Annotated in this window: 1 protein-coding gene and 1 pseudogene; one reads left to right on the top strand and one right to left on the bottom strand. The window is 52.2% G+C overall.

Features of this window, described 5'->3' with window-relative positions; translation table 11 throughout:
- The coding region (locus tag VB081_RS02485) for a phosphate acyltransferase (protein ID WP_323399273.1) at positions 1-771 on the bottom strand (771 nt) is incomplete at its 3' end.
- A gap of 119 nt (positions 772-890) precedes the next feature.
- Here VB081_RS02485 and VB081_RS02480 point away from each other — a divergent pair.
- A pseudogene (locus VB081_RS02480) lies at positions 891-1,950 on the top strand (nucleotidyltransferase family protein); the annotation flags it as partial.

Genomic DNA, 1,950 nt, shown 5'->3' with positions numbered 1-1,950 from the left:
AGATTTCAGCTGACCGACGGCTTCAACAAGCGCCGCGTCTGCCTGCAGTTCGCCGTCCACGTTCAATTCGGGCGCGATTTCCTTTACCTTCGCGGTCGCCTGCGCAACCTTGTCCACAAATTCATGTTTTGCGCTGCCCTTTGTGGAGAACGAAAGCATGGCGATCCTGGGGTCGATCCCGGCCAGGCTCTTTGCCGTCTCGGCGGTTGCGACCGCTATCGCGGCAAGTTCGTCGGCGTTCGGATTGATGTTGATCGCGCAGTCCGCAAATACCATGATGCCGTCGTCGCCGTATTTTCTATCGGGTATTTCCATCAGAAACGATGAAGACACGATGCTGATCCCGGGCGCGGTTTTGATTACCTGCAATGCAGGACGCAGCGTATCGCCCGTGGAATGGATCGCGCCGGATACCATGCCGTCCGCGTCATTGTTCTTGATCATCATGACTGCAAAATAAAGGGTGTCCTTACAGGTCTGAAGTGCTGCTTCCTGTGTGACACCTTTGGATTTTCTCATTTCATAAAATTGGTTTGCATATTCCTGCAGCTTCTCGGATTTTTCAGGGTTGATGACGGTTACGCCGGAAAGGTCCAGATTGCCCGCTAGCTTCTTGATCTTTTCCTCATCCCCTAAAAGAACCACGTCCGCTAGCTTCTGCTGTGCGATGATAGACGCAGCCTCCACCGTACGGGGCTCATCGCCTTCCGGAAGCAGTATTCGCTTCCTGTCTGCCATCGCCTTTTTCTTGATCACGTCCATTAAAGCCATTTTAGATTTTTTCCCCTCTCGATAATGTTTAATATATATTTTAATTAACAAGCATTAATGTTATACTAATGTCAACATAGTATACATTTAGAAACCATCCTTTATTATAGCTAATAAAAATGCTTTTGGAAAGGTTTTTTTCTATGAAAATAACAGCAATTGTTTCGGAGTACAATCCGTTCCATAATGGACACGATTTTCAAAAAAAGTTGATAAAGCAGGAGAGCAAATCACATTTTGCGGTCGCAATCATGAGCGGGAATTTCATGCAGCGCGGTGATGCGGCGATTTTCGACAAATGGACGCGCGCGCGCCTGGCGCTGATGGCCGGGATCGATATTGTGATAGAACTGCCTGCCCTGTTTGCCCTGCAGAGCGCCGAAGGCTTTGCATCAGGCGGCGTTGCGATCGCAAACGGACTTGGCGCCGTGGACGAGCTTTGTTTCGGCAGTGAAAGCGCAGACGAACAGGGGCTTAAAAATGCCGCGCGTCTGCTGCTCAAAGAGGACGAGACTTTCAAGGACCGGCTGAAGGAAAACCTTCTGCAGGGGCTGTCGTTCCCCGCAGCCCGTATGCAGGCGCTTCAGTCCGCGGCGGGACTGGACGCGGATATTATAAATCAGCCCAACGATATCCTGGCGATCGAGTATCTAAAGGCGCTGGAGCGGTCGAAAAGCAAAATCACTCCCCGCATTATCCGGCGTGCCGGGGCGGGTTACAATGATCCCGATATTTCGGGTGACCTCGCAAGCGCCTCCGCCATCAGGAATGCGGTCAGGCGGAAGGATACGGAGGGCGCGGGCCGGAACATACCGGAAGCAAGCCGCGCATATTTCATGAAAGTTTTAAAAGAAAGCAGCCTTGTTTTTGCGGATGATTTTTTTGACCTGATCCTTTACAGGCTTCGCACCATGAAGGCCTGGCAGATCGCTGAAATCAGCGGCGTTCAGGAAGGTTTGTAATATACGATAGAAAAAGCCGCCGCCCAAGCGGACAGCCTGGAGGCGCTTATCGCCGGGATCAAAAGCAAACGGTATACGCAGACGCGGATCGCCCGCATCCTTATGTGCTGCCTTCTCGGCATCACGCAGGAGACAGTGCGCGCCGCGAACACATACCAGGGCCTGTACGCCCGCGTACTGGGCTACCGCGAGGACGCCCTTTCCGCATTTTCCATGC

The organism is Christensenella sp., assembly GCF_034927525.1.
Lineage (GTDB): Bacteria > Bacillota > Clostridia > Christensenellales > Christensenellaceae > Christensenella.
This window is presented reverse-complemented; position numbering and strand designations above follow the sequence as displayed.